The organism is Paenibacillus mendelii (assembly GCF_024498075.1).
Taxonomy (GTDB): domain Bacteria; phylum Bacillota; class Bacilli; order Paenibacillales; family Paenibacillaceae; genus Paenibacillus_Z; species Paenibacillus_Z mendelii.
In genome coordinates this window covers 103469-130366 of the sequence record NZ_JANHOF010000012.1, presented here as the reverse complement: position 1 = coordinate 130366, position 26898 = coordinate 103469, and the positions used below count along the sequence as shown (strand labels likewise).

Annotated in this window: 16 protein-coding genes; 2 read left to right on the top strand and 14 right to left on the bottom strand. The window is 55.2% G+C overall.

The genetic code is table 11. The features are described 5' to 3' along the window. Window positions 1-244: 244 nt before the first annotated feature. The 10 genes from NNL21_RS26660 to NNL21_RS26615 form a co-directional block, all read right to left on the bottom strand. Window positions 245-5002 (bottom strand): S-layer homology domain-containing protein, encoded by a 4758-nt coding sequence (locus NNL21_RS26660; protein ID WP_204821355.1) that lies wholly within the window; start codon window positions 5000-5002, stop codon window positions 245-247. A gap of 58 nt (window positions 5003-5060) precedes the next feature. Further along, on the bottom strand, window positions 5061-7169 hold the full coding sequence (locus NNL21_RS26655; RefSeq protein ID WP_204821356.1) for an apiosidase-like domain-containing protein: 2109 nt from the start codon (window positions 7167-7169) through the stop codon (window positions 5061-5063). A 67-nt stretch (window positions 7170-7236) separates the two neighbouring features. Continuing rightward, window positions 7237-8322 (bottom strand): glycoside hydrolase family 99-like domain-containing protein, encoded by a 1086-nt coding sequence (locus NNL21_RS26650; RefSeq protein ID WP_204821357.1) that lies wholly within the window; start codon window positions 8320-8322, stop codon window positions 7237-7239. Window positions 8323-8356: 34 nt separating this feature from the next. After that, on the bottom strand, window positions 8357-9181 hold the full coding sequence (locus NNL21_RS26645; RefSeq protein ID WP_204821358.1) for a carbohydrate ABC transporter permease: 825 nt from the start codon (window positions 9179-9181) through the stop codon (window positions 8357-8359). Continuing rightward, window positions 9181-10059: a carbohydrate ABC transporter permease gene (locus NNL21_RS26640; protein ID WP_204821359.1), complete on the bottom strand. Its 879-nt coding sequence runs from the start codon at window positions 10057-10059 to the stop codon at window positions 9181-9183. The genes NNL21_RS26645 and NNL21_RS26640 overlap by 1 nt, the downstream gene beginning before the upstream one ends. A 105-nt stretch (window positions 10060-10164) precedes the next feature. After that, window positions 10165-11574, bottom strand: a complete 1410-nt coding sequence (locus NNL21_RS26635; RefSeq protein ID WP_204821360.1) for an ABC transporter substrate-binding protein — start codon at window positions 11572-11574, stop codon at window positions 10165-10167. A gap of 91 nt (window positions 11575-11665) precedes the next feature. After that, entirely contained in the window at window positions 11666-13225 is a 1560-nt protein-coding gene (locus NNL21_RS26630; protein ID WP_204821361.1) for a response regulator transcription factor, read from the bottom strand. After that, window positions 13226-14962, bottom strand: coding sequence for a sensor histidine kinase (locus tag NNL21_RS26625; protein WP_204821362.1), 1737 nt, complete (start codon window positions 14960-14962; stop codon window positions 13226-13228). It lies immediately after the preceding gene. A gap of 310 nt (window positions 14963-15272) precedes the next feature. Further along, window positions 15273-16460 (bottom strand): MFS transporter, encoded by a 1188-nt coding sequence (locus tag NNL21_RS26620; protein ID WP_256555491.1) that lies wholly within the window; start codon window positions 16458-16460, stop codon window positions 15273-15275. Between the two features lie 242 nt (window positions 16461-16702). Continuing rightward, window positions 16703-17428 (bottom strand): SGNH/GDSL hydrolase family protein, encoded by a 726-nt coding sequence (locus tag NNL21_RS26615; protein WP_204821363.1) that lies wholly within the window; start codon window positions 17426-17428, stop codon window positions 16703-16705. Between the two features lie 364 nt (window positions 17429-17792). Between NNL21_RS26615 and NNL21_RS26610 the strand changes: the two genes are divergently transcribed. Next, window positions 17793-20966 (top strand): carbohydrate binding domain-containing protein, encoded by a 3174-nt coding sequence (locus tag NNL21_RS26610; RefSeq protein WP_204821364.1) that lies wholly within the window; start codon window positions 17793-17795, stop codon window positions 20964-20966. 162 nt (window positions 20967-21128) lie between these two features. Here NNL21_RS26610 and hflX read toward each other — a convergent pair whose 3' ends face one another. Next, a complete protein-coding gene (gene hflX, locus NNL21_RS26605; protein WP_204821365.1) occupies window positions 21129-22409 on the bottom strand; it encodes a GTPase HflX in 1281 nt (426 codons plus the stop codon). 571 nt (window positions 22410-22980) lie between these two features. Then, window positions 22981-23652, bottom strand: coding sequence for a stalk domain-containing protein (locus tag NNL21_RS26600; protein ID WP_204821366.1), 672 nt, complete (start codon window positions 23650-23652; stop codon window positions 22981-22983). A 317-nt stretch (window positions 23653-23969) separates the two neighbouring features. Here NNL21_RS26600 and NNL21_RS26595 point away from each other — a divergent pair, with 317 nt between their 5' ends. Beyond that, window positions 23970-24818 carry a DNA-primase RepB domain-containing protein gene (locus NNL21_RS26595; protein WP_204821367.1) on the top strand — a complete coding sequence of 283 codons (849 nt, stop codon included), beginning with the start codon at window positions 23970-23972 and terminating at the stop codon, window positions 24816-24818. A 127-nt stretch (window positions 24819-24945) separates the two neighbouring features. Here the strand turns inward: NNL21_RS26595 and NNL21_RS26590 are convergent, their stop codons facing one another. Both NNL21_RS26590 and NNL21_RS26585 read right to left on the bottom strand, forming a co-directional pair. Further along, complete coding sequence (locus NNL21_RS26590; RefSeq protein WP_204821368.1) at window positions 24946-25914, bottom strand: ABC transporter ATP-binding protein; 969 nt, start codon at window positions 25912-25914, stop codon at window positions 24946-24948. Window positions 25915-25928: 14 nt separating this feature from the next. Then, a complete protein-coding gene (locus NNL21_RS26585; protein WP_256555490.1) occupies window positions 25929-26897 on the bottom strand; it encodes an ABC transporter ATP-binding protein in 969 nt (322 codons plus the stop codon). Between the last annotated feature and the right edge of the window lies 1 nt (window position 26898).

The following is a 26898-nucleotide window of genomic DNA, read 5'->3' as shown; positions in this document are numbered from 1 at the left end:
GATGGCAGTAAGTACAGTCCTTGTGTACAGACATATCAACAAGAAAGCCTCATAGCATGGGCTTGATCAACACAAAAAGATCCACAGCCCATTGAGGTTGTGGATCTTGGATCTTCACGTGGCAAAGGTATCGTACGGGCAGGTTCGCCTGCGCTTGCAATGATGCCTATGCCGGGTTTTCTTGCAGAGGAAGCCGGGCAAGTGTCCGGGTTCCTTGTCGAGCAAGCCTGCCTGCAGCGGCTTTCTACTTCCCGCCATTCGCCTTGCCGGTATTCAGCATCGCCATGATTATCGTGACCGCTTGTGCTCTGGTGACGATGCCGTCTGGATCGAAGCGGTTATTGCCCACGCCCTTGATCAGACCGGCATCCGCAGCCGCCGCTACGTAAGGGATCGCCCATTGCGGAATCCGTCCGGCATCCGCGAACGACAGCTCTGGCTGCGTGGAACCCGCCGCCGTCACCTGCAAACCAGCTGCGCGCGCCATAAGCGCCGCCATCTCCGTCCTCGTCATGGTCGAGTCCGGCCGGAATGTTCTATCGGCGTAACCGGTAATGAGATTCTTCTCCACGGCCTGTGCGATGTAGAGCCTTGCCCACTTCGCAATGCTGCCTGCATCCGTGAACGACGTTAGGTTGGCCGCATCGCTTGCCGGCCATTTCAATGCCCGTGCCAGCATCGCGACGAATTCCGCCCGGCTGACCTCCTTGCCCGGCTTGAACGTTCCGTCTTCATAACCGGTTACGATGCCGAGCTGGGCGGCTTGGCGAATGCTCTCCGCCGCCCAATGGCTGCTCGGCACATCCGTCAGCTTCACTCCAGTGCCTGCGCCTCCAGGCTGCGGCTCCTCATCTGTTCCAGGTTCCTCGACAGGGTCCGTCCCCGTATCCGGCTTTGTCCCCGGTTCCGTGCTTGAGCCCGGACCGGTTATCGTACCTGGCCAATAGCCTCCCGGTTCGACAGACAACCGAACCTCATAAGTAGTCTTCGTCACGCCATCCTCGGCCGTTACCTCGATCGTCGCCTTGCCTGATGTCGAACCAGACTGCACGATCGTGACCGAAGCCTTCGTGTCCATCGCGGTCGCCATTACGGACGGCACGACTGCCGTGCCTGCGGGAAGCTTCACGTCATAGCCGGTTTTCCCCGGTTCAAAGCCCTGTAGCGGACTGCCGCCCACGGTGATTCCCTTCAACCTGGCATCATGGGATTGCTCATCCTGATACACTTCGATCGCGCTGACGCGGGAAATCCCAAGCGCATCCCCTTTATAGCTGATAACTCTGATCTTCTCCGTCGTCACATCCGGAATGAGGGCCTTGACCGCCTCGGATTCATTGCCTGTAACCGAGTAGAGCGCGATCCACTGCGTCCCATCCCAATATTGAACGTCGAAGTCCTTCATCTGGAAGCCTTTGGTCGAATATACTTCCACATGATTGAAGGTCGTCGACTCCTTGAACGCCACCTGAAGCCACTGCGGGTTATCATAGGATGTGGCGTTGTTCAGACCGGACGTCCAGCCCGCCCAATCTCCGTGGTTGCTCGTAATCGCCTTGATCGGACGGTAATCGTTGCGGTAGTCCGTCGTCGAAGCCGTGACAGTCGCCCCCTCAAACAACGGATTGACGATCTTGTCATTGAATTTGATCGTATAGTCGTACGAACCGCTCGTACCCGAGCCGTCCATCGCCGTCGCGACCACCTTCACCGTTCCTTCCTCAAGCAGATAGACGACGCCGACTTCGCTGATTTGCGCCTTGTCAGTAGGCGTGACGCCGTCCGCCTCGTAGACGGCCCACTCCACCCGCTGATCCAGTGAATATGCCGGTTCGAAATAGGCCAGCATTTGGCGGTTGCCGCCATCCTTAACCGTTATTTTCGTTGCCTTGGCCGGGGGCTCGCTCCGATCCTGACGGGTGATGATGACCGTCTTGGAGGATGTCATTCCGCTGCCGTCCTTCGCCGCAGCGATGACGCGAACGATACCGTTCCCCGACGCGGTCAGCAAACCGCCTGCATCGATGGAAGCCAGCAGCGTTCCGGAGCCATCCAATCCCGTGACGCTCCAGTCCATTTCACCGGTCCGGTCTTCGCCCGCGATAGACGCCGACATCTGCAGTGTGCCGTGCTGCGTGAAGATCGTCGTCGCATTGTCCGAGCTAGATACGATCAGCTTGGGTGCGAGCGCTGATTCTGCGGAGGTGACGAGCAGCATCCAGTCTTCCTCGTCCGGCTTCTCGGGCACCGTCCATTGCCCGCCTTCGGGAATCACTTGATCGGAGATGAGCGTATATTCTCCCGTTCTTGTATTGAACCACTGTGCCTTGTACGTCGTATCCGCCATCCGTTTCAACGTTCCTGTCCGCTTCTTCGTCGTGTCGGCGAAATATGCCGCATACGTCCGGCTGCCGTCTACGGCCAGAAACGACTGGCTGTGGGCTGCAAAATCCGCATAAGACGTATCGCCGAATACCGGCGTCAGCTTCCACCATTCCAGATCCGAATAGAACTGTTTGAAGTACGTCATTTGGCTTCCCGCTTGTGCGTTCAGTCCATCGAACCAGCGGTAATACGGACCGTAATGGAACCAGTCATCCGGGGAATGATTGATCGCCCAGACGCCTTGCGCGCCGTAGCCGAAACCGAAGGATCCGTTCTGGAACGCAATGTACGGCGCCTTGCGCGCGTATTCAGTGGTCGTGCTGTTATGCTCGTAGCCCGTTTCATAGGTCACGATCGGTTTGACTGCCGGGTAAGCCATGAATGACTGATAGAACTCCTTGGTCAATGTCAGCACCTGCGCCGCAAACCAGGAATGATAGGGCTTATCGCCCCAGGTCGTCTCGAAGGATGCGACCGCCGCCATATGAGCCGTAAGGGGGTGCTTGTAGGCATCGCTGTCATGTATGCCCTTGGCAACGAGCTGCCAATACTGCGGATCGACGCCACCCATCAGAGGGTCGATCTCCTGCGCGGTCGTCCACAACACCGGGTACGCGCCGTATCTCGCTTGCCAATACCGCCCCAGACGCTGCAGCAGATCGGGATCGGTCACGTTCAATACGCTCGTGAACGTCAAGGCAGCGTTCGCATGGACCAGTCCGGCATCCGCGACATATTGGAATTTGCGGTCGATATCGGCAAGTTTAGCCAAACTGTCCGACGTGATGCCCTTCGATACATTCAGCCCCATGCCGTTCGAATAGAGCGGCTCCGATTGATAGACGGTATAGCCTTGGCTGGCACGATGGTCGACCGCATACCGGAACTGCGAATCGATGCCGTCGACATTCGAGGATTCGAAATCTTCATCCGGCATCAGCCAGTGCGTGTCACCCAAATAGAAGAACGGTGTACCATCGCCATACATGAGATACCGCTTGCCTTCCTCGGCGTTCAGGAAGCCGCGCTTGTAAATTTCCAGCGGGCCATCGTAAGAAACGGCCGTGAACGCGATCGGTTCGCTAAGGTTCAAGCCCGTATCGCCTGGCTGATTCGAAGCCGTCGTCACCGTCCACTCGCCTGCCATTGTCGGAGCGAACCGGACCTTCCACGTACCGCCCCCGTCCCAGAAGGCCGGCCGTGTCAATACCTCACCGCTTGGCCCCGTGAATGCTGCAGTCACATCGACATCCAGAAACGGATTATCGTACGCTGCATCGCTCTCCAGCGCCAATTCTAGCTCGCGCCATGTCTGCGCTTCGGGCAGAATAACAACGTCCGCCGAGCCAGTGATACCCGATCCGTCCGCCGCCGTAGCCGTCACCGTCACAATGCCCGGCGATTTTGCGGTCAGCAGGCCGGTCTGCGCATCGATGGATGCATCGCCCGTCGAGCCATCCTTAGGAGCTGCGCTCCAGGTGACGGAACGATCGGTGGCGGAAGCAGGCCCAACGGCAGCCGTCAGCTTCATCGACAAGCCGTTCACGACCTCCAGCTTCGCCGGTCCCTGAACCGCAATATGTTCGACCGAGATCGATTGGGAGGCATACACCCGGAATTCATATAGATTCGCCCAATCGCGGGCAGTGAACCGGACATACCTGCCCTTCGTCCCTGCCGGAAGCAGCGCCCCGAGCTCATTAGGCTGTTTCTCCCCGTCCGTTGCGGCCCGGTCCTTCAAATACTCATGAGCGCTTCCGTCACTGCTTATAACCCGCGTCCAGTTCACGGCATCACTGGATACATAGATTTTGTTCGTGCCGTTCCAGAACCGGTTGAACAGCACGTTAACGTAATCGAGCGCCAGCTCGCGTCCGAGGTCGACGTAGAAATCGACCTTGCCGTAGCCGCCCGCCATCGTTGCAGGGCTGCCGTCCGTAATATGAACCGGATCGCCGTCGTTGAACTTCATTCCGTTATAACCGGCAACAGCGGCACCCTGTGAGACGATCCTCGAACCCACTGGCGGTTCGCTATAATTCGTGTCAACCACAAGTGGCTCCTGTGGGGAATAGATCTCAACCTCGTACATATTCGCCCAGCCCTTGGCCGTCAGCCGTACATACCGCCCTTCAGTCCCGGCCGGCAGCAGGGCTCCGAGCTCATTGGGCTGCTTCTCCCCATCTGTCGCAGCCGTGTCTTTCATGTATTCATGATCCGCCCCGTCACTGGTAAGGATGGGCTCCCCCCAATTCACCCCGTCATCCGAAACATAGAGCTCATTGATGCCGTCCCACATCCGGTTGAACAGAATCCGCACGTAGTTCAGGGGCTGCCTGCTCCCCAGATCCAAGTAAAAATCAACGGTTTCTTTACCTCCCGCCATTGTGGCGGGATTGCCATCCGTTAGACTGACCGGATCACCGTCGTTGAACTCCATTCCGCTGAGCCCGATGACCTCACTCCCTTTCGAGATGAGATAAGCGGTCTCTGGCGGTTCGCTGTACACTAGGGCGCTCTCCGCCGAGGCGATGCCGGCGGGAATGAGCTGCAGCAGCAGACTGAACACCATCATGATTGCCGTCCAGCCTGCCAGCCGTCGTTTTTTCGCTATCAATTCGTTGTCACTCCTTCATTAGGCGTTCAACACGGAAGTCTTCCTTCCGAGTCCGCCGTTAATGGTTGTAGATTTCGAATTCATAAATAATCGGCGCATGCTCATTGCCCGCCGTGAAATAGATGCGGACCTTGCTGCCCGTTACCGCCGGGAATGTCAGCAATCTCGGAATGCCCGTCGCGCCAATCGTCGTTCCCGTGTAAGCCGTCTGCCATGTTGATCCGTTCCAATATTCAATGCGGAACCCTTGCGTCCGATTGTTGTACTCGGTCAGCACGGCTTCATTGAACGTCGTATTCACGCCAAAATTGACTTCCAGCCATTGACCGTTCCAGCAGCCGTTGCATGCCTGCCAGTCGGTTACGTAGTTCTGGTCGAACGCCTTGGGCGCCATCTGATTGGCATCCCAGGATGATGAACTGGCGTATGTTTTATTTAACGCCAGATTGGCCGGCGAGGCCGAGGCCGTCTTTTGCACGAGTAGAACCCAGTTGGATGCATCCGGCTTGGCTGGAATCGCCCATTGTCCGCCCGAGGCATGCACAGTGCTGGAGATCATGGTATAGGCGCCAGTCCGCGGATTGAACCATTTGGCTGTATATAGATAGCTATTGTCCATCTGCTTCAACGTCCCCGTGGACGTACCGCTGTTGAAGAAGAACGCGATGTACGTGCTGTTCCCGTCCGACGAGAGGAGCGACCGCGAGACATCGGCGAACGAGCCCCACGCACCGTCATCGAAGCGAGGCGTCAGCTTCCACCACTCCAGACTGGTATAGAAGTTCTTGAAATACGTCAGCTTGTCGCCGGTCGCCAGATTGGCTCCGTCGTACCACCAGTAATAGCGGGCGGGCAGCTCATAAGCCGTGCCGAAATCATCCGGTTCGCCCGGCTTGGAATAGACGTCGTTCCATACGCCGGCGGCCCCGTAGCCGTAACCGAAGATGCCATACTGGAAGGACTTGTATGCCGCGCCAAGCGCACCGTCGGAATCGGTCCAGAACTGGTCGTACCCGCTCTCATACATGACCGAAGGCTTAGCGGTTGGATAGTTCCAGAAGTCTTTGGCGATGCTCATCCCCACCATATCACCCTGCCATTGCACAGCCCATCCGTCATGATACGCCTTGCTTGACCACCAGGAGGTGGAGGCGATCGTGGAGCTCGTATTTTCCATATGCGGCATCAAGGGCTGATTGTAGGCATCGTTATCGGCGATCCCTTGGCCTACCGCATACCATTTCTGAATCGTCGTTGCGTCATAATTGCCATACATGTTCTTATCGATCTCCTGCGCGATGGTCCAGATAGCGGGATAAGCGCCGTAACGGGCGACCCAATAGCGCGCGATTTTGCCCATATAGGCATGGGTATAGACGCTGTAGGCTGCAGGATCATTAGCCCAGCTGACCTGCGCGTTCGCGTGGACGAGGCCTTGATCGGCGATATACTTGTACTTGCGGTCGAGATTGGCGAAGCCGGCCAGATCGGCGCTTGTGAAGCCGTCGCTCAGGTTGGCTACCGCCTCCTCGTCTGCACCTGAGTGCGTGCCGCCGCCATGCGGCTGCCAGATCGGCTCGGACTGGTAGACGGTGAAGCCTTGGGACACCCTTTTGTCCACCGTATACTTGAACTGGGAAGCGACGCCTGTCGCGTTCGAGGTCGAGAACCGCTCATGCGGCAAGATCCAGTGGGTATCGCCCAGATAGAAGAAAGGCGTCCCGTCCGCATAGGTAAGATAACGGCCATTCGAGCTGACCTTCAGAAAGCCATGCTTGTAAATATCCTTGGTTCCGGTATAAACATCGCATTGAACGGACTTCGTTACATTGTGCAGCCCCGCGTTCGCTGTATCCGTTGCAGTCGTTACCATCGTCCAGCTGCCGGTCTTCGTTGGCGCAAACCGGATCTTCCAGACGCTGCCCCCGTCCCAGAATGCCGGACGCGTAATGACGGTTCCGCCCGGCCCCGTGAAGGTTGCCGTGACATCCACGTCATTGAACGGATCGGCATATCCAGCCGAGCTGGTCAGCGAGATCTCCACCGCCTGCCACTGCGTAGCCGTGAAGTCGGCGGCATGCGCCACCCGAATGCCCGGCCATCCCCCGAGCATTCCCACTCCCAACAAACAGGTGATCAGGACGTAGATAAAGCTTGTTTTTCGCATATGAATTCCCTCCCTATAAGAAGTCGTTCAAAAGCAAACGTTCGATCACAAGCAAGGCAGGATGTATTTAGGACTTGAATACGCTGCGAATCGCTTCCAGATAAGCCATCCCATGTGTCGTGTCCGGCTCCAAATATCCTCCTTCCGTCCATTCGTTCCAAGCGTAAATGGTCAGCATCGGCGGCTTAAGACCCGTGCGGTCCACGTAGCTCTTCGCTTTCCGCAGCGCATCCTCGAACGCTTCCGGGGTATTGTCTGCCGCAATGGGCGTATACGGATACGCCCCTCTGACGTACGGCTGATCCGGGTCGCAGCGCGGACTGGGATCCCAGCCCATCGTTACATTCGGATAGTAAGGAACCGAAGCAAACTGCGCCTGCAGACCGTCCCACATTGCCGTCGCCTCCTCGGCCCACCCGGTATAATCGGCATCCGGGAACGACTCCGGCTCCAAGTGATGCAGCCAGACATAAGAAGTGACGCTGTCGATGCCCAGCCGGGCAATCAACGCGTTCGCGTCGCTGCCGATAATGTCCGCATGACGCGGATTCAATCCCCATTCCACCAGATTGAGGTGAAGCCCGGCATACCCGGCCGCTTCCGTCTTACGGCGGAAATCTGCCAGGGCTGCCGCCGTTTCCTCGATGCCGCCCAGCCCTTTCACGAGCGTCATGCACTCATAGATAGAGAAGTAGAGCTTGCCGTCGATCGTCAAATATTGCTCGCAGCCGAAGTAGCTCCGGATGATATAATCGGTCATCGCATCGAACCGTTCCCGCGACACCTCATTATGATTCGCCCACATCAGCGCGAACCTCAGCCGGTCGCGGTTGCCCGCCTGCAGATAGCCTTCCTCCAGCGCCCGCTGCAGGAAGGGCCCTTCGCCCCCGCCCATATCCCAGTACCAATCGTACAGAAACGAAGTGATGCCATGATCCGCCGCCGCATCGATCTGCATCTCCGAGACGCGGGGATCCGCTTCGTCGATCTCCCCCCACAGCGGCGTCTTCGGCTGTTCATGACCGGGAAAGCGGGGTTTCGCGCTGCGCAGCGAAGGCCATTCCGTCCACCCTTTTCCCTTGCTCGCCTCGTTCTTCACATCCGCATGCCACTGCGGAAAATAATAGACCGCGACTTCATAGCTATTGCTCAATGCCTTCGTCCTCCTTATCGCTTTCCATCTATGGTTACCCCTTGACCGATCCCATCACCAGTCCCCGCAGCATATGCTTTTGCGTCAGCACGAACAGCAGCAGCAGCGGCAGCATGGCGAGAACGCTGATGGCGAATACCGGGCCGAAATTAATCGACTGCTTGTTGAACATAAACTGGACGATCGTCGGCATCAGCGTCATTTTTTCGGGCGAGTTAAGGAATATAAGCGGGGTCAGAAAATCATTCCAGATTCCGTACACGTTCGTCAGAATGAAGGTTCCGGTCGCCGGCAGCAGCAGAGGGAAAATGATGACCCAGAACATCCGCAGCGACCCGCAGCCATCGATATTCGCCGACTCCTCCAGCTCCCGGGGAATCGACTTGGTAAACGCCGAGTAGAGGAAGGATGCGAAGGGAATAAACCCGGCCGTATACAAGAAGACGAGCAGCGTCCGCGTATTGATCAGGTGCAGGAAGGTGGCCAGCTTAAACAGCGGAATAAGCGAGCCGACCGTCGGAATCACCATACCTGACATGAATAAGTAGAAGAAAAACTGGAACGTCCGCTCCTTACGGCGGGCCAGCACGTAGCCTGCCATCGAGGCGACGAATATCGTGAGCGCCAAGCCCCCCACCGTAACAAGCAGCGAATTAAACAGACTGCGGAAAAATTCGACCCCCAGCGCCTGTTTGTAATAGTCCAGATACAGCCGGTCCGGCAGCTGCAGCGGCTTGTAGAATATCCTCGGTTCCTTGAATGACATGATCACCAGGTACAAGACCGGGAGAAGAAAGAGAAGCGAAACGAAGAGCAAGGCAACTTCCGTCCCGAAGGAGGCCCGTTTGGATCCGTTCATTAGAGCTCGACCTCCTTGCGTCTCGTAGCGGAAAGCTGCACAATCGATACGATTACGATGAAGATGGCAAGCACGATGCCCCCTGCAGTGGCGTACCCGTAGTTATTATCCTTGAAAGCCGCATTGTAGACGGCTAAGAACAATGTATACGACGAGGTGCCGGGACCGCCGTTGGTTAGAATGTACGGCAGGTCGAACAGCTTGAGCGAGCCTACGACCGTCAGGAAGAGCACAATGGTCACGGCAGGCATGAGCATGGGCAGTGTAATAAAGCGAAACAGCGACCAGCCCCTGGCTCCCTCGATCTCGGCAGCCTCGTACATATCCTGAGGAATCGCCTGCAGGCCGGCCAGATAAATAATGGCGCAGTAACCGATGGCCTGCCACTGCGTCAGCAGAATAATCGCGGGGAAGGATGTCCACACATTGCCGAGCCAATCCTCGGTGATCGATTCAAGCCCGATGCGGATCATCACCTCATTGATGAATCCGTCATATTGCAGCATCTGTCCCCAGACGACCGATGCGACGACCAGACTGATGATGACCGGCAAATAGAACGCCGTCCGAATGAAGGAGCGTGTGCGGAATTGGCGGTTAAGGAGCACCGCCGCAAGCAGCGCCAGCGGATTCTGCACCACGAGACCGAACGCCGCCATCTTGAGCGAGTTCCACAATCCGTCCGTCATATGCGGGTCTTTCCAAATATGCGCGTAATTCGCCCACCCGATGAACTTGGGCTTGCCGACGCCGTTCCAGTCGGTGAATGAATAATAGATGCTCTGAAGAAATGGGACATAGAAAAACAGGATAAAGATCGCGGCGGCCGGGATCAAAAAGAGGATCGATACCATAAATTGCTTGCGATTCAGATTCATAGTTGCATTCCCTCTCCGAAGTGATAAGGCGTCCGGACGCAGCGACTGCGTCCGGACGCGGGTGCAGCTTGCCAGGCCCGGGTATGGGCGGCAGGCCGCCGTGAATCAGGTTTGCGGCAGCACGATCGTCGCCTTGTCTTTGGTCATCGCATCCTGCGCGGCCTTCAGGTCCGCCGGATTGAACTTCACGCCGGAGACGACCTTCGTGAGCACATCGACCATCGCGTTGGCGCTGCTGGTTGCCATGAAGGCGGTGAGTCCGTATGGAAGCGTAAGTCCGCCGTCCAAGTATTGCTTCACCGTATCCATGACAGGATCGGCGAATTTCACATTCACATCGGTAAACATCGGCAGGCCGCCTTCGCCTTCCAGCCATGGTGCCATAACTTCAGGACTGAGCATAAGCGCGACTAGATCCTTGGACTCCTGAACCAGCTTCGTCTTTGCATTGATGCCAAGCCCCGTACCGGAAGCAAAGGTCATGCTGCTCTTGCCCCCCTCATCCATGAACGGGAAGAAGCCGATCTGAAACTTGTCGTATCCGCCTTTGTCGATATTTTCGGCATTCGCCGACGGCATCCACGGACCCTGCACGATCATCGCGGCATCGCCGGAAGCGAACAGCTGCGCCGATTGCGGCCAGTCGATACTGAGCGCGTTTTTGTTGAAGTATCCTTTGCTCTTCATCGTCTCTACATTCTGATAGACCTTCTGGATGACGGCATCGTCGAACGAGACCGTACCGTCATACAGCTTCATGCCGTATTCCGCATCGGTGGGGAATGTGTAGGACTGCAGCCAGTTCATCAGAAACATGTTCGCCGTCCATAAATCCTTGAATCCGAGTGCGATCGGCGTCTTGCCGTCCGCTTTGATTTTCTCGCAGGCATCGAGGAATTCTTGAACCGTCTTGGGCGGCTGAATGCCCAGCTTGTCGAACAGATCCTTGTTGTACCAGATCCCGCCGCCGATGTTGCCGGCACCCGGCGCGCCGTACAGCTTGCCCTCGTAGGATAACGACGGATCCTTCTTGGCCGCTTCGTTCATCCGGCTCACCCAGGGCTCCCCGGACAAGTCCATCAGATTGCCCGCTTTCGCGTAATCAAGCGACTGGTAGAACGTCACGTCCGGAGCCGTGTCGGAGGCGAACTGCGCCTTCAGCTTATCGAAGTACGTCGCTCCCAGTGTAATATCCCATTGAATCGTTGCGTTCGGATACAGCTTCTTATACCCGTCTTCCACCGCTTTCTTGAACGCCACTTGATGTCCCCGTTCGTCAATAAACCAGGCGCCGGCGCGAATCGTGAACGTCTTGTCATTCGCCCCTCCCTCGCCTTCACTTGTCGCACCGGCATTGTTCGTTCCGGAAGAATCACCGCCCGCGGCCCCGCCGGTCTCTCCTGTGTTCCCCCCGGAATTACCTCCTGTATTACCGCCGGAGTTGCCGCTGCATCCTGCCAGCGCCGCTGCGACGATCAATATCGCCGCAAGCAGCAGTATCGCCCGCTTTTTCATCTGCGTACCTCTCTCTCATAGGGTGAAGTGTAAGAACACTTGTCATTGTAACCGCTTACGTAAAAAGTTAGGATGCTTGCAATCGGCTTTATCATCGTTCTGTTTTACCGGGGTCCTGCCCGGCAGCTGCTTGAAGCTTATATGCACTCGGCGAAACGCCGACGACTTTTTTGAATAACAGGCTGAAGTGGGCGTAATTCTTGAATCCTGCCGCATAAGCCGCCTCGTAGGCCTTCATGTCCTCGCGCAGCAGCTTGGTCTTGGCCGCCTCGATTCGGGTCAGCCACAGCAGGTCGGAGAAGTTCTGCCCGGTCTCCTTCTTGATCACCCTGCTTAAGTACGAATAGTTGACATTCAATTGCTTGGCCACCATCTGAAGCGTTAGCTCGCCCTCGTAAGCTTGCCCGATGAGCTGCTTCGTCTCGGCGACGAGCCGCTTCGGCGCATGCTCGACCAGCTCGGCGATCCGGCCCGCACTGCTTAACATGACCTGCTCCACCTCGCGCATCATATCGGTCAGAATGACGCTGGACAGCACTTTTTCCCGGATGTGCATCCGGGCCCATGAATCGGATTCCAAGCCGAAATCCTCCATGACGCTCTCTGCCCGCTCGATCAACCGCAAGCAGAAATGCTGAATTTCCTGCTTGCCGGCGCCGACGGTCAGCATCATCCGGTACACGTCACGCAGCGCTTCGGTGATGCCGGTGCGGTCACCTGTGCGCAGCAGTTCCGCAAGGCGGTTCGTGGAGAACGTCACCTGCTGCTCCTTCTCGCTGCGGATCGACTTGATCGCCTCGTAGGCGATGACCGATTTCTTCCCGAGCAGCATCCGGTACTCCATGCAAGCCTTCAACTGCCGGATCGCTTCCGGCATGCGCAGCAGCGACGGCTCCAGCTGGCTGATGCCTACGGACAGATGCAGCTCCGGCGACATCGCCCCCCGCTCCACCATGCGCTTGGCTAGCTCAATCGATTCCTCCTGCAGCGTCGACGCATCCACGGAGCCTCCGCGCAGCAGAACATACAGCCCCGCGTCCGCCGGTCCCGTCCAGCAAGGAATGATCGATTTCTCGAGCAGCGGCATTAACGTACCCGCCAGGCTTCGTTCCCGGAACGGGCTTCGTTCATCGCTTGTCCCCGCCATGGCATCCATCTCTGCATACAACAGAACGAACGACTCGTCGGACTGTCGCTCCGCCAGCCAAGCAAGCTTCTCCTCGTCCCTCTCTTCCGGCTGCGCGAACAGCGCGAAGAACGCCTCCTGATGTTTCCAATCCAGCAGCTGCTGCTGCTGCACCTGCTGCACCGCCCATACTAAGTCCGCCGCGACGAAGGGCTTCGTGATGAAGTCCACGGCGCCCAGGCGGATCGCTTTCTTCGCGTAATCGAATTCATGGTAGGCGGATAGAAAAATAATCGGCAGCTCCGGCTGCTCCAGACGCAGCGTCTCCGCCAGCAGGATGCCGTCCATGATCGGCATGCGGATATCCGTCAGCAGAATGTCCGGCCGCTCCCGGCGCGCGATATCGAGCGCCTCCGCTCCGTTCGCGGCAATGGCCGCCACGCTGCAGCGGATATCGGCCCATTCCGGCATACTTGCGATATAATCGCGAATTTCCCGTTCATCATCCACAACCAGTATTCTCATTTATTTCTCATCCCCCTGCCAAATTTGTATAGGCAGCGTGACCTTGACGGTGACGCTGCCGGCATCGCGCGTCAACACGACGCCATAACCGCTCCCGAAGTGATGCCGGATTCGATCGTTCACATTGTCCATCCCCGATCCGAGACCCCGCCCACCCCCTTCACGCGGAAGCGTCGGCGAATCGTCCTCTGCCCCCAGGTCTTCTTCCGGCTCCGTTGCATGGTTGCGAATCTCGATAGCAAGATGGTAATCTTCCTCTCTGACCTCGATGTCGATCCGCCCTCCACTCTGCAGCCGGTCGATGCCGTGAATGATGCTGTTCTCCACGAGCGGCTGCAGAATCAACCGGGGCACGGCGACGTTGCGAAACATCGCCGGGAGATCGATGGAATAGCCCAGCCGTTCACCGAACCGATATTGGTGAATTTGCAAATATTTCTCCACGAAGATCAATTCCGTCTCCAGCGGTACATAAATATTGCCCGGCGTAATGGAAAACCGGAAGATGCCCGACAGCTTCTGAACGACATCGGGAACGTACTTCGCCTTCTCGGGCGACTGCGAGATGATGCTGATATATTCCAGAATGTTATATAGAAAATGCGGGTTGATATACATGCGGATCGCCTTCAGCTCCGCCTCGCGCACCTTCAGCTCGTTCTTGTAATTCGTCTCGATGAGCTGTTCCGTGCGCGTAATCAATTGATTATAACCCCGGCAGAGCATGGCAATCTCGTCCCGGCCTTTAACCTGCTGATAGACCTGGTATTCCTCCAGCTCCGCCTTCCGCATCAGCCGGTTGAGCCGCCGGATCGGGTTCGTGATGCGTTTGAGAATTTGATAGGTCGCTACCATAACGGCTACCCAGGCCGCCAGCGTCACCGCAAGGGCAAACAGCGTCTGCTGCTTCATCAGCGTGCTCGCCCCCACCTTCGCCAGCCCAATGTATTGAAAATCGGCATACTGGGATTTCTGCCGGACGACGAGCGAATCCCCCGCGATACCGGCACCCGCCAGCTCTCCGATATCGGGCAGCCTCGCAGAAGACAGAATGAGGTTGTCGGAATTGGCGATATAGAACGTTCCCGATTCATACGTCTCGTACATTTGGGACGCCTTGACCGGATCAACGGTCAGAACAAGCATGCCGATCTCCGTATCGGTCGTCATCTTGGCTCCTTCGGCATACAGCTTCAAATCGCAGGCCATCCGTTTATGGTCCGTGAAGAACGCCCACTGCGGTACGCCCTTGAATTCGAAGGGCAGCAGGCGGAAGGCTTCGACATATTGCAACCGCTTACTTTCATCGGTAGCATAAATATTCCCGGCTTTGCTAATGAGATAAATATGGTCGATGAAATCGCCAACCTGGTTCCGTGCCTGTTCCAGCTCAGACTGCATCAGCTCTGACGCGGCGGCCTCCAGTCGGCGGCGATCTCCATCCGCTGCATCGGTCCCCTCCCGGGCATCCATCGCGAGCAGCGACAATATGGACTCCTGCTGACCGAGCTCCGACAAGCGCTTGCGCACCTCGTAGAGCCATGTGTCGATTCTGCTTGCAGTCTCGTTCAGGTTCTGCTGAACCGCTTCCGTATCCTTCTTTTCCAGCAGCTGGTCGGATCGGACATAGTAGGCGGTGCTGACGATGGCAAGCGGCACGAGTGTCAGAATCGAGTAAATAATCAGCATCTTGTACAAGAGACGGGACCGGATCGTCTGGATGAGCCGGATTGTCATGGCGGCGGCCTCCTTAGCGTTGTCTGAAGCGGAATTCGATTGTTTCCATCATGCCTTCTTTCCTCAAGATGCTCCCATTATATCTTACGCCTAATCTTCTTCCTACCATATATTCCATTATTAAGAATACAAGGATACCATATATGGCGAGGCTGCAAGAAGCAGGCCCATCCCCTGCCGCACGAGGCGGCATCGCAAAGAGCCAAGTCTGCTTGAAAGAGCAGGCTTGGCTCTTAAATAATCATTTGAAGAAGAGATGCAAACGGACCATGTTGGAGATGAAATCGCGCTGCTTACCCTCCAGCTCGGCCTATCCTGCAGCCTCCGCCTTCCTGCGCGGGCGAAATCCAAAACCAAGCAGAGCGAAGACGAGGAACGCGGATCCCAAGAACAGAAAGATAGTGTGGACGGATGCATAGCGTATCCCATAACCGCCTAGAGTCGGTCCCATGATGCTTCCAATGCTGAAATGAATGGAGGCAATGACATTCGCCGCCGGCAGGATGGCTTTCGGTAAAATATCTGCCGCATACGCAAGGCCTAAGGAAAAGAACGAGCCAACGACTCCGCCCGCTATGGCGAATATCACGAGGAGCAGTACCACGTTGCTGCCAGCAGCAGGGACCGCGAAGAAAGCGAGCGAGCCTACTAGGCCGCAGATGATCAATACCGGCTTTCGCCCAATCCGGTCGCTCCACATGCCGAGCGGCAGCTGCAGGATCAGCCCCCCTATACCGAAAGCCAGCAGCAGTAGAGATATCCAATGCTGGCTTAGCTCAATGCGCAAGCCATACAGCGGGAAGGTGCTGTTCATCGAAGATTCCATCAATCCATACAGGAGCCCCGGGATGAGCACGAACCACGCTGCGCGATAGGTTGTCACGAACCGGTTCTCCGCGGCGGCTCCTTTCGCAGCCCGTACGGGTATCTCATTGTTCATTCGCAGTACGAGCAGCAGAACGGTCACGAAGAACAGACAGGGTACCAAGAACGGAACCGCCCTTCCGAGCGGAAGCAGATTAATGCCAAGCGGCCCCAAGCTGAAACCGAGTCCGTATGCCATGCCGTACAAGGAGATATATTTTCCGCGCCCATTAGCAGGACTTGAACTGACAATCCATAGCTGGGTAGCAAAGTGGAGCGAGCTGTCGCCTACACCGACCAGCAGCCGTAAGACGAACCAGACGGCCAGCGACTGGGTGAATGGGAAGAGCATGCTGGCAAGCGTGACGAGCGTAATGCCCGCTAGTATGACTTTCTTGTAGCCAAAACGCAAAACCGGTCTCTCTATAAAGAACATTGTACAGAATATCCCGATATACATGGCCGCCGAGTTCATCCCGTTCATATCCGATGAGACACCGGCATCCTCGAGCATGATCGACAGCAGCGGCAGCAGCAGCCCTTGGCTCATACCTGCGACGACAACAACCAGCAATAATGTGATTAAACGATAGCGGAAAGAAAGCGACTCTGAAGCGATAACACCGGATGACAAACCTGCTGCACTCCCCTTGCAATAACAATTGATCTCATTAAATACTTACACAATTCTATACTTGACGGTCATGCCTGGCAACCGCTCTTTCATTGGCAATTCAGGTTGGAGGTAAGACCAGTGGTGAAATGGAGTTGCTGCTTACTTGAACCATGATGTGCGTGATCCCCCATAGGATGACTGAATCGCGGCACGAAAAAAGCTCCATTCCATGAGGAATAGAGCTTCAGAGCAGTTACGTATTACGTATGATTGATGAGCCTCGAGCTGAACAGCCTATTCTCCAGTTCTTGACCCCATTCCTTATGAAAAGCTGGATTAGGATGATTAATGCCATTGACTAAATAATCGTGGATATCCAAGCCGTCCTGCTTCATCTGCTCCCAACGTGCATACACGTCAAGCAACGGAACATTGCGCTCGCTCGCAAGCTCCCGGACCGCCTCGGCATAACGCGCAAGCGTTCCTTCTTCGGCCAATTGGATGAATGCAGGGACAAGCGGCTTATGGATCTCTGCAATATGTTGATTATCCTCGGTCATCATCATGCACGGAGTCATCAAGAGCACCTCGGCTTCCGTCTCATCCGCTACCCTGTCCATCAGATCGGCAAGCGCCCGAACGAACGGCTTCAATCCGTCACGGCCGCCATGAGCATCGTTATGTCCAAAACAAATCGTCAACAGATCGGGCTTATACATCAGCACGTCGCGTTCCCAGCGACGGCGCGACGCTTCAGCGGCATCTCCGGAGACGCCTGAATTAATGACGTTAACGACTGTCTCGGGATATCTCCGTTCTATAGCTCTTCGCAGGAATTGATGATAGACATTCTCGTATTCGACAACGCCTGCCTGCATGCAGCCCTGCGTCACGCTGTCGCCCATAGCGACATAGGTTACGGCGCGGGCACTGGCATCGGCAGCCTTCTCCTGCAGACGTTCATGCAATCGGTCAAATGGTATCATGCTCCACTCTCCACACACAGAATAATCATGCCGATATAAGCGTACACGGTATGGCCCCCGATGTCTTTGTACGACATTGACTTTATCCTATTGCCCACCGTTTCCATCGCGTGCAAACGCCCCTGCAATCCGCTTTTCCGGTTACGGCCGACATTTGCTTATATTCCACCTCTTTAGCGATTTCCACAGCCGTGAAAACCTTTATACAGCGGGGGTTTTCACGGCAGCAGACAGCCCATGGGGAAAATGATAAACCAAATGAAAACCCTTTCTTTACGCCGCCCCAACCATTCCCTATCGTCGTTATAAGAGGCGCTCCGCCACCATGGCGGATGGCTAACACAATAAATGGAGGTCGTATATTTTGCGAAGACGTTCATGGGTTGCAGGCTTGTTGATTATGTCTTTCATGCTGGGATTGATTGGCATCACTCCATCGGTATCGGCAGCAGCCGATCCCTCGGCTGGACACTCGAATGAGCCGGTCGATTTGGGCACGCCCGTTCAAACCGCGCAGGCAATTGATGTGGAATTCGGCATAGAGGAAGGGGTTCATGTAGCGTACACAACCGTAACAGGCAGCGCTTCGGCAGGCGACTATGCCACATTCAGCGTTCTTGATCTCGACAACGAGGCGCGCCTTCGCACGTACAAGCTTGAAGGAGCTTCGAATGCCTGGAGTCATGTCAAGACACCGGACGGCCGGGTGTTTATCGGAGGCTCCAATAAGATGTTCGTCTACTCGCCTGAAACGAAACAAGTCACCGATCTAGGCGTACCGATTGCGGGATCGAGCTCCATCTGGTCTCTTACCGCCGACGAGCAGGGCAATGTGTACGGCGGGATCTACTCCGAAAGCGTAAAGGGCCGTATTTTCCGCATTGACGCGCAAACATTGGAAGTCACAGATCTGCTGAATGGACCGCTCGACGCTCAGGAAGCTTATATTCGCAGTCTTGCCTACTATAATGGCTATCTGTATGCGGGCACAGGCTCCAGCAACGGCCGCGTATGGAAGATCAGCACGGCGGCGCCGCTGCAGGACAAAACAAGACTGGAGCTGCCGGGCTCGCCTGAGGATGACATATACGCGGGCAAGTACAATGCCATGGGGTTCGTTTATTCGATGAATATTCATGAGCATTATTTGTTCGCCTTCTATAACGGTCCATCCATCATGCAGGTGTATGACCTGGATGCAGGCCAGTGGATCGAAGCGAGCTTTGCCAATATCCGCGGTGTGGAAGCCGCCACCGGCTATAAAGACGGCAAAGTCTATACAAGCAAGAAAGACAAGATGATGTGGGAAATCGATCTGGCGACGATGACTGAGAAGCCGGTCATGCCGTTCGACGGCAACATCCGCCACAGCGAATGGATCCAACTGCCGAATCAACCGGATTTCCCAGACGGCGCGATGGCTTCCATATCCTTCAATGCCAAGGTAACGCTCTCCAATCCGGCAGCGCAGCTGCAGCGGTCGATGAAGCTGCTCGTGGACGGTCAGGGCATTAATCTTCAAGCGCTCGAAACCGGACCTGACGGCAAGCTGTATATGAGCACCTATCTGAACTCGGAAGGCGCCCAATATGATCCCGCAACAGGCCAATTCATCGTCTTCCCTCTGGGGCAATCCGAGGGCATCGGGCATGTGGGTGACAAGGTCTATTTCGGCCTGTATCCGAAGGCCGATATTGCCGTATATGATACGACTACGCCGCTCTCCACGACGAAGGAGCCAACGTCCCTGTTCCATATCGGCGAAGATCAGGACCGCCCATTTATTGTGACGGAGGGTGACGGCAAGCTCCTGCTCGGAACGATTCCCGGTTATTCGCAGACAGGCGGAGCGCTAACGATTTATGATCCCGCTGCTTCGGACGAAAGCGGTCAGCCGCAGTTCGAAGTATTCCGTCATATCGTACAGGATCAAAGCATTACCGGACTGCTGTACCACAATGGCCTGATCTTCGGCTCGACGTCGATCTCGGGCGGTCTCGGCGAAGCGCCTGCCGGCGCCCGCGCCAAGCTGTTCGTGTGGGATATGGCGGCGAAGAAGAAGCTGTACGAGTGGGAGCCGGCTATCGAAGGCATTTCGAGCCTCCAGATGATCAGCGGCTTGGCGCTCGGACCGGACGGTCTGATCTGGGCCGCTGCCAACGGTGTCGTCTTCGCCTTTGACCCTGCAACGCGCGAGGTTGTCAAATCGAGAAATATCCATCCGGATGTAACGGTATACGGCAAATGGCGTCCGGTTCATCAACGCTTCAGCAGTGACGGGCTGCTCTATTCCGATGCGGCAGGCAAGCTGGTCGTCATCGATCCGGAGACGATGGGCTATACGCTGATTCGCGATAAGGCGAGTCTCTTCACCTTGGATCGCAACGACAATCTCTATGTGGGCGATGCGACCAGGCTGCTTCGTTACGCGCCCTTTGCAAAGCCGGATGCTCCTGACGGAGAGCCGGAGGGGCCCAGCAAGCGATATCTGGACATCCGGAATGCCGGATTCGAGGACGTGAATGAAGACGGCTCGATCCCAGGCTGGACCGTAACCAGCTTTCTGGAAGGGTATGCGGCCGTATCCGTAACGGATGAGAAGAGAGCTGCGGGCAGCACAAGCGTGAAGCTCGTAGATTCAAGCGATAAATCCGCCGTCGAGCTGAAATCCGATCCTGTGCGGGTGAAGCCGGGAAGACAGTATACGGTCAACTTCAATATGTTCCTGGACGGTTCCTTCCCGAATCCGAATTCGGAGACGCCGTTCAGTATGAGCCGCGCTTCCGTAGGCGTCCGTTATTATGATGCGAATGACCAAGAGCTGAAGGTTACAGCAAGCGAGAACAATCATGTCGCAGGGCCGCAGAAGAGCTGGATTCCGGTAGAAATGAAGGTGACCGTTCCCGCGAATGCCGTTGAGATGCGGCTGATCGTCTTCTGCTCGCCGCTATGGGTAGCGACCGTGTATTACGATGAAGTATCGGCATACACGATTATCGATCCTTCCGAGGTGCCGGTCATGAGCGCGGAAGCCGCGACCACGGACATTAGAGAAGGCGCTGATGTGACGCTGTCCGTGAAAGCAACGGAGCAGGCTGACATCATCGTAATGGAAGGAGACAAGATCGTCGCACAAGCGGTCGGTGCCGGAGAAACACCGGTCGCGCTGACCATACCCGCACCTGGAGCCGGCGCACACAATTACACCGTAACCGCCGACGTGCCGCTCGTGGCTTCAAGCGCACCGGTGCAATTGCCGACGATCCACGTTCACCGCTTGTCCGGGCTGGAACTAGATACCCAGTCGATTCAAATGCAGGTCGGCGACACGTATAGTGTCAAAGCCGCTGCGATTTACGGCCCCCTGACGGAGGATGTGTCCTCCTTGGTGGTTCTCCAAGCCAAACCGCCCAAGACCGTGAGTATCGAAGGCAGCACAGTGACGGCTTTGAAGCAAGGCAGTGCGAAGGTCACGGTCACCTATGGCGGGAAGACCGAGGAATTGCGCGTAAAAGTGACTAAGAAAGGACATAAGTAAGCCGCGGACGCGATCGGATGTGCCTTTGAAGCCACGGTCGATCACCTCGATCTGTGAAATGCGGCCATGAAGGCTGACGATAAGCATCCGCCTTGGCTAATCCTGCGAAAAGGGGTTCCCGAGGGGTCGATATTGACCTCCCGGGAACCCCCTTTGCAATGATTAGGATTCAATCTCCGTTGTCTCTGCGAACAAATGCTTGTATTTCTCATAGTCCGCTTTCTTGCACTCCATCGTCAGCCGGGTTCCTTCCGGCTCATAGCTGGTTTCTTGGACATTGGCATTGGCGTTGAAGTAAGCAACCAAGCGGCCTTCCGCGAACGGAATGGTCACCTCGCATTGCATATAATCTTGGAAGATCTGATCCTTCACCAGCGCAATCAGCTCATCAAGCCCCGCCTCTTCCTTGACGGAGAGATACACCTTATCTCCATCCACCTGCGGATAACGCTCGCCAGTCAGATCGGTCTTATTGTAGGCATAAATCATCGGTATATGATCGGCGCCCAGCTCCTTGAGCGTCGTATTCGTCACTTCAATGAGCCGTTCGTATTCCAGATTGGAGTAGTCGACGACCTGTATCAATAGATCGGCTTCAGCGACTTCTTCCAGCGTGGAACGGAACGCTTTGACCAGATAATGCGGCAGCTTGCTGACGAAGCCGACCGTATCGGTCAGCAGAAACGACTTGTTATCCTGCAATTCAATGCTGCGAACCGACGTCTCCAGCGTGGCGAAGAGCATATCCTTAGCCAACACCTGTTTGTTGGAGGCAGGCATGTATCGATTCAGAATCGCGTTCATGACGCTCGATTTACCTGCATTGGTGTATCCAACGAGACAGACGACGGGCACGCCCGTTTTCTGCCGCTGTTTGCGCTGAACCTGACGCTGTCCAACAAGCTTCTCCAGCTCGGTCTGCAGGGCGGAGATTCTCTCCTCGATGCGCCGGCGGTCGAGCTCCAGCTTTGTTTCGCCCGTTCCTTTATTCTTCATGCCCGATCCGCCGCCTTGACGGCCGAGCGATTCACGCAAGCCAACGAGCCGCGGGAGCATATATTGCAGCTGCGCAATTTCCACTTGAAGCTGAGCTTCACGCGTTCGAGCCCGCTCGGCAAATATATCGAGGATCAGAATCGTGCGATCGATTACCTTCTTCTGCAGCGAACTCTCTAAATTACGGATTTGCGAAGGGGACAGCTCATCGTTGAAAATAACGGTCGATGCATCGACCCCTTCCACGAGTGCGGATAATTCCCCAATTTTGCCGGTGCCCAGATAATGGGAGCCATTGATCTTGGATGCCTTCTGGCTCAGTTCCCCGACTACCTCAATGCTGCATGCCTCCGCAAGATTGCGCAGCTCCTCCATCGAGTAAGCAAAATCAGGCCGATCCTGCAGATTAACGCCGACGATAACGGCTTTATTGTTCGGTTGTTCCATATCGAAATTCCTCCTTGGAATTGGTATTGAAAAGTGAAGTGAAGGCACAAAAAACGCACGGGCGCTACGGCCTGTGCGTTCGATTTACGAATAGAGGAGCTTGGGACCATACCTAACGGAAGCCGCAGCTTACCGCTTAACGGTATGGTTGGTCATTCCGGGCAGCAATACGAAAGATACCCACTCACCTCATGGGCGAGCAGCACAATTATACGCTTCCCGAATATATATTCCTGATAAAGGCAACACGAGTCCTGTATCCTGGTTCATCTCGTGGGAGAATTCCTGCATATGGGTTACCTTTAATCGGACAGACCTATCCTGAGTCCTCTGCACACAGGCAGAGCCTTGGCGCTATTCAATTAGCCGCGCAAAGTTCTAACTCGGATAAAATCTATCACGGTAACCCTCCGTTCCAATTTAAGTAAACCCATTCTAACATACGCCTTAGCAGGATTGCAATCCATTAGAGGAGTGAGAAGATCCGTCTGCCTCGGAACGGTTTCTAAACGAAACAAGAGAACCCTTCACCCCATCAGCTGGGGGAAAGATTCCCTTGGTGTGATTCGCATTATTTATAGTAAGAGGTCGTTAACGGCACGAATAGTTTGCCGGAGTCTTTCAAATCGCCATAGACATATAACTCGCTGACGCCTCCGATATCGACGACAATCGTCTTGAGGCCGTCGGCGACCGTTACGGATTCCTCCTTAAGGATGATGTCTTTGCCGCTGTCCTTGACGACAAGCTTCTCGACATCTTCCCCGATTGCGGCTACTTGCAGATACAGCTTCTGGTATTTGCCTTTCGGGTACAGCATGAAGGAACCGCTGCGGTTGCCGGTGGCATTATTGAAGTACACGTCTTTGTAGTCTTTGCCGTTGAACTCCGTCACCTGTGGATCCTTGGTCCGGTACATATCGTCAAAGCCGTCCGCGATCGGCGTTCCCTCGCTCTTCTCGCCGATCGACACCGTCTTGGTCTTCACATCGTAGTCAACCGCAACGCCCAGTGCGCCGGAGACGGCTCTCACCGGCAAATACGTCGTCCCGTTATATACGATCGGCAGCGTCGGTACGCCCTTGTCATTGGTCGGCTGGAACGCCTTGCCGTTCACCGTCATTTTAAGACTATTATCGAAGTAAGCCTTGATTTCCTGTAAGTTAGAGCCCGCAAAGGCTCCGGTACCGGCACCAAGCACCATGCTGGCGGCCGCGATCGTAACAATCCACTTTTTCTTCATGATAGTCACTCCCCCTCTGAATTGTAAAAACTGTAAGCGGGTCCTAGTATAGTTGAATATTCCTCCTGGAACAAGGCGCGAAGGAAGCTATTTGCACCCTAGTATTTGGTAAATTATGGGCCAGAAGAACCATTTTTAGCGGCTTTTTATCGAGCACGCGGCTTTGTTTGGTCACAAACTTACTCTCTGATCGGCTGCCGCTTTGAAAATGGGTTTTATAAGATCACACTTGCGGCATCTCGCCCGAATATGATTGTGTAGAAAAGAAATCAAGCGGGACGCGCTAATCCGCTAATCTAGACAAGGGATGTGGTTCAATGAAACAACGTTTAACCCCATATTCCAAACTCGTGCGGCAGAGCTCTAGCCAAGCACACCAGTTTATTAAAAAACTAGGCTACAAGGACAATGAACAGCTGCATTTTATTCTAGTCCATGATGTCAAACACCGAAATCACAGCTCCAGTGCTTCTTCCAACCATCGAAAACGCGCGATGACCCTGCAAAAGCCGCTAAAGCTGATGGAACGTTTGGTCCCCCAAATCAAGCTCATTTCCGATAACAATAAACCCGTCCATTTGCTCACTCAAAACGCAAGAGGCTACGCTGTTTTCATGGAAATCAATTATAGGGAAACAAAGGATCACGATTTCAAAGAAATCAAATCGCAGTTCATCGATGTCGATCTCAACAAAATTTCTGAACGTTTCCGCACGAAGGAACAACTCATGCAAAAACTCAAATCGATCCAAACAAACCCTTCTGAGCAGATCCTGTCGACCACCATTAAGAGAACCAAACAAGGTCAATACCACCTTCTGGTTCATCGAACTAAGCCGAGAGTCGATCAATTGAAGAAAGCGTTCCTCAGCAAGCATTGGAAACGAATTAGGAATGCGATGATCATCGAAACGAAAAACGGATTTCACATTTATTGGGTTGTTCGAGGCGGATCCATAAACCGTTTCGTTCCCATTCAAAAAGCATTGGCCCATAAATTCGGTTCCGATCCGATGATAACCAATCTTTCCAGAGCCATGCGCATACCTGGTTTCTACCATATGAAGGATCCTGACAAACCCTATCTGGTGCGGGTGAGACAATGGGGAAGGAAGCAACCGTTCACGCAAGATGAGCTCGTACATGAACTGGGTCTACAAGCTTGACTGTTCGCGCAAACAGAGTCACACCTGCTTGTCTTTCTGCTCTCCTGGCCGTGGAAAATAAAGAAGATGGCCCCTGATGAATGCAGGGCCATCTCCTAACCGTATAACGACTCATATGAATTTCTCGTTATTCCACCAGATGACAGGCAACAGCGTGGCCGTCCTCCGCGACTTTCAACTCCGGCATTTCCGACTTGCAGCGCTCCACCGCGAACGGGCAGCGCGTATGGAACCGGCAGCCGGACGGTGGGTTGATCGGGCTTGGAATCTCCCCCGTCAATTTGATCGGTGCTGCCGCATGCTCCGGATTGATCTCCGGAATGGCCGAGATCAACGCTTTCGTGTATGGATGCCGCGGACGCGTGAATACTTCCTCGCTGTCCCCCACCTCCACGAGCTTCCCGAGATACATGACGGCGATGCGGTTGCTTATATGCCGGACGGCGTCCAGACCGTGCGCGATGAATAAGTAGGACAAACCGAACTGCTCCTGCAAATCCTGCAGCAGGTTGAGTATTTGCGCCTGCACCGACACATCCAGCGCCGATACCGGCTCATCGCAGATAACCAGCTTCGGATTGAGGGCCAGCGCGCGCGCGATGCCGATACGCTGCCTCTGTCCGCCGCTGAATTGATGCGGGTACCGGTCGGCGTGATTTTTCGTGAGGCCGACGATGTCGAGCAGCTCGTATACGCGGTTTTCCCGTTCCTTCCGCGTACCGATCCGGTAAATGTCGAGCGGCTCAGAGATCAGATCGATGACTTTTTTGCGCGGGTTGAGTGAAGAGAACGGGTCCTGGAAGATGAACTGCATCTCCCGGCGTACGTCGCGCATCTGTTTGCGGTCCAGACCCGTAATTTCGCGTCCGTCAAAATGGATCGTTCCTTCAGTCGGCTCGATCAGGCGCAGCAGAACCTTCGCCAGCGTCGATTTGCCGCAGCCGCTCTCACCGACCACGCCTACGATTTCGCGTTTATACAACGTAAGGTTAACCTTGTCCAGCGCATACACTTTCTGCTGCGACTTGGAGAACAGGCCGCCGTTTACCGGATAATGCTTCGTGAGACCGTCCGTTGTAAGCAGGATGTCCGCCATAAGCTCCCTCCCTTTCAGTTGTCATACAAGAAGCAGGCGATTTCCCGGTTGTCTCCGGTTTTGAGCAGGGGCGGCTCGCTTTCGCGGCAGCGGCTCTCGGCAAACTGGCAGCGCGTCGCGAAGCGGCAGCCTTTGATTTTGTCCTTCGGATCCGGCACCGTTCCTGGGATGTTATATAACCGTTTCTCCCCTTTGGCGCTGCCCGGGATCGCTTTCCACAGCCCTTGGGTATATGGATGCTTCGGATTCTCGTAAAGCTCCTTCATCGGAGCCGATTCGATCACACGGCCTCCGTACATGACCATGACCCGGTCCGCCATTTTGGATAACACGCCAAGGTCGTGGGTGATGAAGATCAGGGACATCTTGTTCTTGCGTTGGATATCCAGCAGCAGATCGAGAATTTGCGCCTGGATCGTAACGTCTAGCGCTGTCGTCGGCTCATCCGCAATCAGCAGCAGCGGGTCGCAGGCCAGCGCCATCGCAATCATGACCCTCTGCCGCATCCCCCCTGACAACTGATGAGGGTATTCATTGACCCTCTGCTCAGGGGAAGGAATGCCGACCAGCTTCAGCAGATGAATGCTGCGCTCCTTCGCTTCTTTCTTGCTGAGGCCCATATGGTTGACCATCGCTTCGGAGATTTGGTCGCCGACCCTAAATACCGGATTGAGCGAAGTCATCGGCTCTTGGAAAATCATCGAGATTTCATTACCCCGAATTTTATTGAGCTCTTTTTTGCCCAGACGTGTCAATTCGGTACCGTCAAATTCGATTTTTCCCGACTGTACCTTAAGCGGGTCACCCAATAATCCCATAATGGAAAGCGAAGTTAGGCTTTTTCCGCAACCGCTCTCGCCGACGATGCCGACGATTTCCCCTTTGGCGATGGAGAAGGTCACGTTCTGCAGGATGTTTACGGTATCACCTTGATTCGGATATCCAACGGTTAATTGCTCTACGCTCAGCAGCGGCTTGTTCACT

Bases quoted from the DNA above. Each gene is read 5' to 3' on its own strand.
- NNL21_RS26655 (WP_204821356.1), bottom strand. From the start codon at position 7,169: ATGCGAAAAACAAGCTTTATCTACGTCCTGATCACCTGTTTGTTGGGA.
- NNL21_RS26645 (WP_204821358.1), bottom strand. From the start codon at position 9,181: ATGAACGGATCCAAACGGGCCTCCTTCGGGACGGAAGTTGCCTTGCTC.
- NNL21_RS26640 (WP_204821359.1), bottom strand. From the start codon at position 10,059: ATGAATCTGAATCGCAAGCAATTTATGGTATCGATCCTCTTTTTGATC.
- NNL21_RS26635 (WP_204821360.1), bottom strand. From the start codon at position 11,574: ATGAAAAAGCGGGCGATACTGCTGCTTGCGGCGATATTGATCGTCGCA.
- NNL21_RS26630 (WP_204821361.1), bottom strand. From the start codon at position 13,225: ATGAGAATACTGGTTGTGGATGATGAACGGGAAATTCGCGATTATATC.
- NNL21_RS26625 (WP_204821362.1), bottom strand. From the start codon at position 14,962: ATGACAATCCGGCTCATCCAGACGATCCGGTCCCGTCTCTTGTACAAG.
- NNL21_RS26615 (WP_204821363.1), bottom strand. From the start codon at position 17,428: ATGATACCATTTGACCGATTGCATGAACGTCTGCAGGAGAAGGCTGCC.
- hflX (WP_204821365.1), bottom strand. From the start codon at position 22,409: ATGGAACAACCGAACAATAAAGCCGTTATCGTCGGCGTTAATCTGCAG.
- NNL21_RS26600 (WP_204821366.1), bottom strand. From the start codon at position 23,652: ATGAAGAAAAAGTGGATTGTTACGATCGCGGCCGCCAGCATGGTGCTT.
- NNL21_RS26595 (WP_204821367.1), top strand. From the start codon at position 23,970: ATGAAACAACGTTTAACCCCATATTCCAAACTCGTGCGGCAGAGCTCT.
- NNL21_RS26590 (WP_204821368.1), bottom strand. From the start codon at position 25,914: ATGGCGGACATCCTGCTTACAACGGACGGTCTCACGAAGCATTATCCG.